We start from the raw sequence: 8306 nt of genomic DNA on the forward strand, positions 1-8306 counted from the left end.
GCTTAATGCTCTCTTTTTTAATTTTTTATTCTAATTAAGTATTTTAAGATTTTTTTTCAATGGGTTTAGGTCGACCAAAATAATAGCCTTGAAACGTATTACAACCATTTTCTTTTAGAACTTGGAACTGCTCTTCAGTTTCTACACCCTCTGCCACCACATTCAGATCAAGAATTTGTGCTAAATCAATAATCGTTTTCACAATAGCAATATCACGTGGATTACCGACAATATTTTCTACAAATGAACGATCAATTTTGAGTTGATCCAGTGGAAGCATTTTGAGGTAATTCAATGAAGAATATCCTGTTCCAAAATCATCCATAGAGAATCTTAATCCACGCTCGATGAGCTTTTTCATTTTCTCAATTGAGTTATGCATATCGGTATAGAACATGCTTTCAGTGAGTTCTAAACGTAATAATGTTGGATCAATTCCTGCTTCATCAATAATCCGAAGCACATTTTTATCAAAGTCAGTCTTACGGAATTGTTCGACACTAATATTGACTGAAATCGTCCAGTTTGAAGATTCTGGGTATTGGCTCCAATCTTTTAACTGTTGGCATGCTAATACTAATACACGATTACCAACATCATGTATGAGATCAGTTTTCTCCACTTCTTCAATAAATCGACCTGGTAAAATCAAACCGTGTTCAGGATGACTCCAACGTAGCAAGGCCTCATACCCAATCACTTCCTCTTCACGATTTACTAAAATCTGATAATAGAGTTGGAACTCATCTCGCAATAACGCTAATCTTAAATCATTTAATAAAGCAGCTTTAGCGATAACGCTTTGTTCCATTTCAGGATCAAACATACAAATGCAGTTTTTACCATTCTCTTTAGCTTGATACAGCGCCATGTCAGCATATTTAAGTAATTCATTCTTCGGTAATTCTGAGTTACGGAAGATAAAAATTCCGATACTAGAACTGGTATGAATTTTTTGATCTTTTAATATAAAAGGTTCATTCAATGCAGCTCGAACTTTGTCAGCAATTTGCATTACTTCTTGATTTGCCGCTGACTCGTCAGAACTTAGGTCTGAAAGAATAATTAAAAACTCGTCTCCACCAAGACGGACAATTGCATTCTGCTGTGCCACACACTCTATAAGGCGCACCGAGACCATTTTGAGTAGGTCATCTCCACGATCGTGTCCTAACGTGTCATTAATATTTTTGAAGTTATCCAAATCCAACATCATGAGTGCACTATGTGTACCATTTTGTTTACATGATTCAATCACCTCCAACATGCGTTCTTGCATAAAACGGCGGTTAGGCAATCCCGTTAATTCATCATGTAATGCCATATAACGTGCATGGTCTTCGGAATTTTTTAGCTGTGTGATATCAGTTCGAATGGAGATATAGTTTTGTAAAACGCCATTATTATCTTTAAGCGGCACAATCGTGGTTTCAACCCAATATAAAGAACCATTTTTAGCTCGGTTACAAATTTCGCCTTTCCAAATTTCTCCACTCGAAATGGCTTTCCACATATATTTAAAAAAACTTCTCGGGTGATAGCCTGAATTAATAATTTTATGTGTTGATCCGACCAGCTCTTCATAAGAATACTGTGAGATATTACAAAACTTCTCATTGACATGAGTAATGACGCCACGTGCATCTGTTATGGCTACAATTGAATGTGCATCAATGGCTACTTTATAGTTTTCAAGATCCTTGACTATTTTTTCTAATTGTAACTGGGTATCCATAGCGCCTTCGACCGTCAGTCTAAAAAGTGATGTATCCAAATATTAACTTAATATTATTTTTTGTAACACTAAGCTTTGTTGAACTAGTTCACAAATCGGCTATATATTTTGTAAATTTCAATGAATAAAAGAGGAAACTAAGTTCCTCATTCTTATTAAGAATTCCGACTGTTATGGTCGTATTTCTTTTAACTCTCTTTGAATAAAGTGTTGAATCATCTCTCGATATATTTTTTCCATCAGTAATGGATCCACACCATTCTTTGTAGCCAATTCACGTATTTTTTCAATCACTATTTCAACACGTTCAGGTGACTGTACATCTTGTATAGTTCTTTTAAAACGAACTGCCTGATCTACATAATATTGGCGTAAACCAATTAATTCTGTTATGGCTTGATCAATTGAATCTATCTGTGCTCGAGCTTGCTGAAGGGTTTCGCATTTTTCTTTATTGATTTTCAATTGATTCGGTATCCCTGTGTTCAGATTCATTTTCACTTTTGTACTTTTGTTCTAACACATTACTGAAAATACTTTCAATCATCCATACACGATATAAGCTATTAAACACATAACTCTTTCCATCGATACGAAGCTCAAGCACTGGTAAATCAGGTTGTGATTTCATCTCACAGAGTAATTGATTTTCTTCCAGCTTTTGACTGATCGACTCTTCAGTGAGCGTCGTGATATTCAAGCTCTGTTTTAAGGCTTGAATATGAGGTCGATACGATAGATCTTTACCTTTACTCCATACAGCCTGCAAGATTTCATACATTGCATCAAGACGTTGATCCTCAGGCACACTGTAAAACAATCGTGCTATTTCATATGTCGCCTGCTGAGTCGGTCGGCAAAACGGCGTAAATTTTACTTCTGTTCGTTTAGATAAACGCGTTGCCAAACTCCAATCAAATAAATCTCGTCCCTGATATTGCAATGGATAAACGGTAAGTTGGATATCGTAATAATCGGCAAGTTCCTCTTTAATATAAGCTAATAATAACCAAGAGATCGGATCTTCTAATGCAATATAGAGGTCTAACTCAGGATTCATCGCCTGAATCTCAGATAATTCTTCAGCATCATTCATTAGGTGTTCCCGCCACTCAATATGATTGATGAGAAAAATAGGATTACCGGTCAAGAGTCTTTGTTGTTTTAAACGGCGGGTCAATCTTAATAAATCATCTACCACATGATACCGACGATTACCGAGCTCAAAAAAACTTGCTAAAACTGGCGTGTGATCAAAAGTTCGCTCAGCGATTTGTTGTTCTTTTCGATGTCGACTGGCCATGACATACAAAGTACGTAATTTTCCATACTGCTGTTGCCACAACATATGGAAGACATCTTCCAATAAATAGAGAAAATTTTCACCTGTTAATGGGGTATTTCGTAAAATCGTTTCTGCCTGTTGAATCGCTTCAGCACTTGGTATTTCAGGCTTTTCATTATCGAATCCGAAACGATGCTGGTACGCTAAAATTTGGGCATCACGTAGACTGTAATCTTGCCACTCTTCAGGACTCATATCATTTGGAGCTTCAGCAGCAGTATCTGAGATAACAATTTTTAAAGGCTTAATTTCATCTTTTAAAATGTCATTTAATTGTGCCAATTGCTGGACTGCAAGATAACTATACACATCATCTAAACGAAGATAGATCGTTAAACCCTGCTCAGTTGACAAGACCTCTTGACGATTTGGTTTCTGATAAAACCAACTCGATCGTAGCGGATCAAACCAACGGCGTAACAGTGACATGAGATGTGCCTCAGATGATTTTACTGGTAAATTATGTGATCAAAGTATCAAATTCATCGCTTTTTCTAAAAACTAAAAAAGTTTGAACGCGAGCAAAACTTATATCAAGACAAAGAGAATTGATCAATATTTATGACCTTTCTATCAAATATTGTCATTAATGTAATTGACGCTTTCAGATGAAATTCAAACTTTTCGTGATTAAAAAAGCATCCCGAAGGATGCTTTTGAATCATGATTGATCTAGTTTATAAGCAGATTAGATATCACGTACCGCACCTTTTGCAGCACTTGTTGCATGCATTGCATACGCTTTCAGTGCTTTAGATACTTTACGTGGACGCTCTTTCGCAGGCTTCCAACCTTTAGCTTCTTGTACTTCACGGCGCGCAGCCAATACATCATCAGCAACTGCTAAGTGAATCGTACGGTTTGGAATATCAATTTCGATACGGTCGCCATCTTCAACTAAAGCAATTGCACCGCCTTCAGCCGCTTCTGGAGACACGTGACCAATTGAAAGACCTGATGAACCACCCGAGAAACGACCATCAGTCACAAGCGCACAGTCTTTACCTAAGCCTTTTGATTTTAAGTAGCTTGTTGGATACAGCATTTCTTGCATACCCGGACCACCTTGTGGACCTTCGTAACGAATCAGAACCACGTCACCTGCTACGATTTTGCCGCCTAAGATTGCTTCTACTGCATCATCTTGGCTTTCAAATACGCGTGCTGTACCGTTGAATTTCAGAATCGAGTCATCTACACCAGCCGTTTTTACGATACAACCATCAAGTGCGATGTTACCGTAAAGGACTGCTAAACCGCCGTCTTTAGAGAAAGCATGTTCTGCATTACGAATCACGCCATTTTCACGGTCGCCATCAAGACGTGTGTAATAACGGTCTTGTGAGAATGCTGTTTGTGTTGGTACACCGCCCGGTGCTGATTTATAGAAGTTATATACCTCTTCATTTTCAGTACGAATAATGTCCCACTTATCTAAAGCGTCTTTTAATGTTTTTTCGTGTACGGTTGGTACAGAAGTATCTAACAAACCTGCACGGTCTAGTTCGCCAAGGATCGACATGATACCGCCTGCACGGTGGACATCTTCCATGTGAACATTTTTAACCGCAGGTGCAACTTTACACAGTACAGGCACTTTACGTGATAAACGATCGATATCGTCCATTGTAAAATCAACTTCTGCTTCATGCGCAGCCGCTAATAAGTGAAGTACTGTATTGGTAGAACCACCCATCGCGATATCTAAAGTCATGGCATTTTCATAAGCAGCTTTAGGGGCAATGTTGCGTGGTAATACGCTGTAATCATTTTGTTCGTAATGGCGTTTTGTGATTTCAACAATCAACTGACCCGCACGCTCAAATAGTTTTTTACGGTTGGCATGCGTTGCAAGTGTTGAACCATTACCCGGTAATGATAAACCTAATGCTTCTGTCAAACAGTTCATTGAGTTTGCAGTAAACATCCCTGAACATGAACCACAAGTTGGACATGCAGAACGTTCGTATGCTTTTACTTCTTCATCTGTATAGTTGTCATCTGCAGCAACAATCATGGCATCCACAAGGTCAATCGCTTGTTCACCACCACGAATTTGGACTTTACCAGCTTCCATTGGACCGCCTGAAACAAACACAACAGGAATGTTCAAGCGCATTGCCGCCATCAACATTCCCGGTGTGATTTTGTCGCAGTTCGAGATACAAACCATTGCATCTGCACAGTGTGCATTGACCATGTATTCGACTGAGTCAGCAATCAAATCACGCGATGGTAATGAATACAACATTCCGTCGTGACCCATTGCAATACCGTCGTCTACTGCGATTGTATTAAATTCTTTAGCTACACCACCCGCTTGTTCAATCTGACGTGCAACAAGCTGACCTAAGTCTTTAAGATGCACATGACCCGGTACGAATTGTGTGAATGAGTTGACTACTGCAATAATTGGTTTGCCAAAATCTTCGTCTTTCATTCCAGTTGCACGCCATAAGCCACGTGCACCCGCCATATTTCTTCCGTGTGTTGATGTTTTCGAACGATAGTCAGGCATTTTTATTTCCAACTTAAGCTGAGCTCGATGAATATGTATTCAATCTGGCTAAATGATACTGAAATATAAGGCTAAATCAGTTGAACCTTACTTCTATTATGACAGCTTTCTGATTAACAGTTAACCATTGCTTGCAATTGTTCGTATAGGTCTGATTTGCCCTCAACGATCTAAATCGATGTAAGAGATGTGATCTACTATAAACCCTTATCTGAAATCGTAATACAAAACTTTCATGAATCTTTTTTTAAAAATACATAAATTTTATTAATCACACCTTAAGCACAAAATGCACATGAAAACGTTTCAAATTACGACCTTATTTGGGCGAAAATCGCTTTTGGCATATAATGTTCTTTATATTGTTTTGGAAGTGTCTGAGTGAAAATCATCTTTGCGGGAACCCCTGAATTTGCAGCGAGTGCATTAGCAGCTTTGCTAAAGACTTCTCATGAAATTGTTGCTGTGTATACGCAGCCAGACCGTAAAGCAGGACGTGGACAAAAACTAACAGCGTCAGCGGTAAAGCAATTGGCGCTTGAGCACAATATTCCTGTTTACCAACCTTTACATTTTAAATCGTCGACTGAGGAAGGTTTGGCTGCTCAAGCTGAACTCAAGTCTTTCAATGCTGATGTGATGGTGGTCGCAGCATACGGTTTAATCTTGCCTCAAGTCGTTTTAGATACACCTAAATACGGCTGCTTGAATATTCATGGTTCCTTATTGCCTCGCTGGCGAGGTGCAGCCCCTATTCAACGCGCTATCGCGACAGGTGATACTGAAACAGGTATTACGATCATGAAAATGGCAGCTGGTCTAGACACTGGTGACATGATGTTTAAAACGATCTGTCCTATTACGGCTGAAGATACTTCTGCAACCTTACATGATAAACTGGCTCAACAAGGGGCTGAAGCCACTCTCGCTGTTTTAGAAAGTGAAGACACTTTAAAGCATTATTTAGATACACGTGAAGTTCAAGATGAATCACTGACAGTATATGCACATAAACTGTCGAAGGCTGAAGCTCAAATTAACTGGGCAAATGATGCTGTGACGATTGATCGAAATATCCGTGCTTTCAATCCTTGGCCCGTAGCTTTCACTCCTATTGATGAAACCAACAATTTACGTATTTGGAATTCGAAACTTTCTTCACTCACTCCATCAACTCAACAAGTCGGTGAAATCATCGCTGTCGATCAGGATGGTGTTCACGTTGTGTGTGGTGATCATCAAGTGATTTGCCTCACTCAACTTCAGTGGCCAGGCGGTAAAGCGCTCAATGCTGCACAAATTCTACAAAGTCAAAAATTGCAGCCAGGACAGATCTTCGCATGAGCCAACAATCTTCTCATTTAAATTTACGCGGGCATGTGATTAAAACATTACTGGCCGTTCAGAATGGACAATCCCTCACCTCTGTTCTTTCCCAACATCTTTCATTGGTTGGTGAACGTGATCGGGCCTTATTTCATGAATTGACTTTAGGCACTTTACGCCAATGGCATGCGCTTAAAGCAATTACTCTCCCTCTTCTGACTAAACCACTCAACAATGAAACCGTTGAAAGCTGCCTATATTTAGGTTTATATCAACTGCTTTGCACGCGTATACCAGCACATGCGGCTATCTCAGAAACGGTAACAGCGACTAAACAACTAGGTTTTGAGGCCTTAAGTGGCGTCGTGAATGCGATTCTACGTCGTGTTTCACGTGAAACTGAAGAATTCGGCGCAGCATTAGACCAAGCCCATGGTTTACCTAGTTGGCTATTTAAACGCTTGAAAAAAGATTGGCCCGAGCATCTTCAAATGCTTTCAGTCGAACTTAAACTGGCTGCGCCTTTGACACTACGTGTAAATGAACGACAAGTAAGCCGTGAGGAATATTTAGATATTCTTGATGAAGAAGGGATTGATGCTCATCCATGTGAATGGTCCGATGTAGGCATTATCTTAGATCAATCCGTGCATATTCCTCACCTCCCTGGCTTTGAAGAAGGTGGTTTTTCTGTTCAGGATGAACATGCTCAACTTTGCGCGACCTTGTTGCCGAATCTTGATGATAAGATCGTAATTGATGCATGTGCGGCTCCAGGTGGAAAAACAGCACATATTTTAGAGTGTTATCGTCCTAAAAAGCTGTATGCGATCGATCACGACACAAAGCGTTTAAGCCGCGTAAGTGAAAACTTAGAGCGTCTTGCTCTTAATCAGTATGCACCAGTGGAAATACTGACTGCTGATGCTACGGTATGGTCTGCACCTGAACAGGCTGACTGTATTATTCTTGATGCACCGTGTTCTGCTATTGGAGTTGTACGACGTCATCCAGATATTCGTTTACTTCGCCAATCTACCGATATCCAACAAACGGTTGCTCTTCAAAAACAGATTCTGAATCATATGTGGCAACAACTCAAAGTTGGCGGGTCAATGCTTTATATTACCTGCTCGATTTTGAAAGCTGAAAATGAACACCAAATGATTGATTTCTTCAACACGCATGCAGATGCTCAAGAAATCAAATTAAATGTAAATTGGGGAATTGAACAAATCCACGGCCGTCAGTTATTGCCACAACAAGGTCATGGGGATGGATTCTATTATTGTTTAATTCAAAAGATTTAATGCTATTTTTTAAGATAGTTTATTTCTAATTTATCGACATATTAAAAAAGCCATGACTCATGTCATGGCTTT

The 8306-nt window shown here is 39.3% G+C and carries 6 protein-coding genes; 2 read left to right on the top strand and 4 right to left on the bottom strand.

What is annotated here, in order from left to right; all coding sequences use genetic code 11:
• Window positions 1–43: 43 nt before the first annotated feature.
• From CL42_RS15030 to ilvD, 4 genes are all read right to left on the bottom strand, one after another.
• On the bottom strand, window positions 44–1735 hold the full coding sequence (locus CL42_RS15030) for a putative bifunctional diguanylate cyclase/phosphodiesterase (protein WP_051586647.1): 1692 nt from the start codon (window positions 1733–1735) through the stop codon (window positions 44–46).
• Window positions 1736–1906: 171 nt separating this feature from the next.
• Window positions 1907–2194, bottom strand: coding sequence for a chorismate mutase (locus CL42_RS15035; RefSeq protein ID WP_035270424.1), 288 nt, complete (start codon window positions 2192–2194; stop codon window positions 1907–1909).
• Entirely contained in the window at window positions 2187–3509 is a 1323-nt protein-coding gene (locus tag CL42_RS15040) for a hypothetical protein (RefSeq protein ID WP_035270414.1), read from the bottom strand. Before CL42_RS15040 ends, CL42_RS15035 begins: the two co-directional genes overlap by 8 nt.
• A 259-nt stretch (window positions 3510–3768) precedes the next feature.
• Window positions 3769–5598, bottom strand: a complete 1830-nt coding sequence (ilvD, locus tag CL42_RS15045) for a dihydroxy-acid dehydratase (RefSeq protein ID WP_081403313.1) — start codon at window positions 5596–5598, stop codon at window positions 3769–3771.
• Between the two features lie 381 nt (window positions 5599–5979).
• Here ilvD and fmt point away from each other — a divergent pair, with 381 nt between their 5' ends.
• On the top strand, window positions 5980–6942 hold the full coding sequence (fmt, locus tag CL42_RS15050; RefSeq protein ID WP_035270415.1) for a methionyl-tRNA formyltransferase: 963 nt from the start codon (window positions 5980–5982) through the stop codon (window positions 6940–6942).
• Entirely contained in the window at window positions 6939–8234 is a 1296-nt protein-coding gene (rsmB, locus tag CL42_RS15055) for a 16S rRNA (cytosine(967)-C(5))-methyltransferase RsmB (RefSeq protein WP_035270418.1), read from the top strand. Before fmt ends, rsmB begins: the two co-directional genes overlap by 4 nt.
• Window positions 8235–8306: the final 72 nt, after the last annotated feature.

The organism is Acinetobacter sp. Ver3, assembly GCF_000632455.1.
Classification (GTDB): domain Bacteria; phylum Pseudomonadota; class Gammaproteobacteria; order Pseudomonadales; family Moraxellaceae; genus Acinetobacter.

Excerpts from the sequence above, each read along its gene's own strand:
- CL42_RS15030 (WP_051586647.1), bottom strand. The coding sequence starts at position 1,735 with ATGGATACCCAGTTACAATTAGAAAAAATAGTCAAGGATCTTGAAAAC.
- CL42_RS15040 (WP_035270414.1), bottom strand. The coding sequence starts at position 3,509 with ATGTCACTGTTACGCCGTTGGTTTGATCCGCTACGATCGAGTTGGTTT.
- ilvD (WP_081403313.1), bottom strand. The coding sequence starts at position 5,598 with ATGCCTGACTATCGTTCGAAAACATCAACACACGGAAGAAATATGGCG.
- rsmB (WP_035270418.1), top strand. The coding sequence starts at position 6,939 with ATGAGCCAACAATCTTCTCATTTAAATTTACGCGGGCATGTGATTAAA.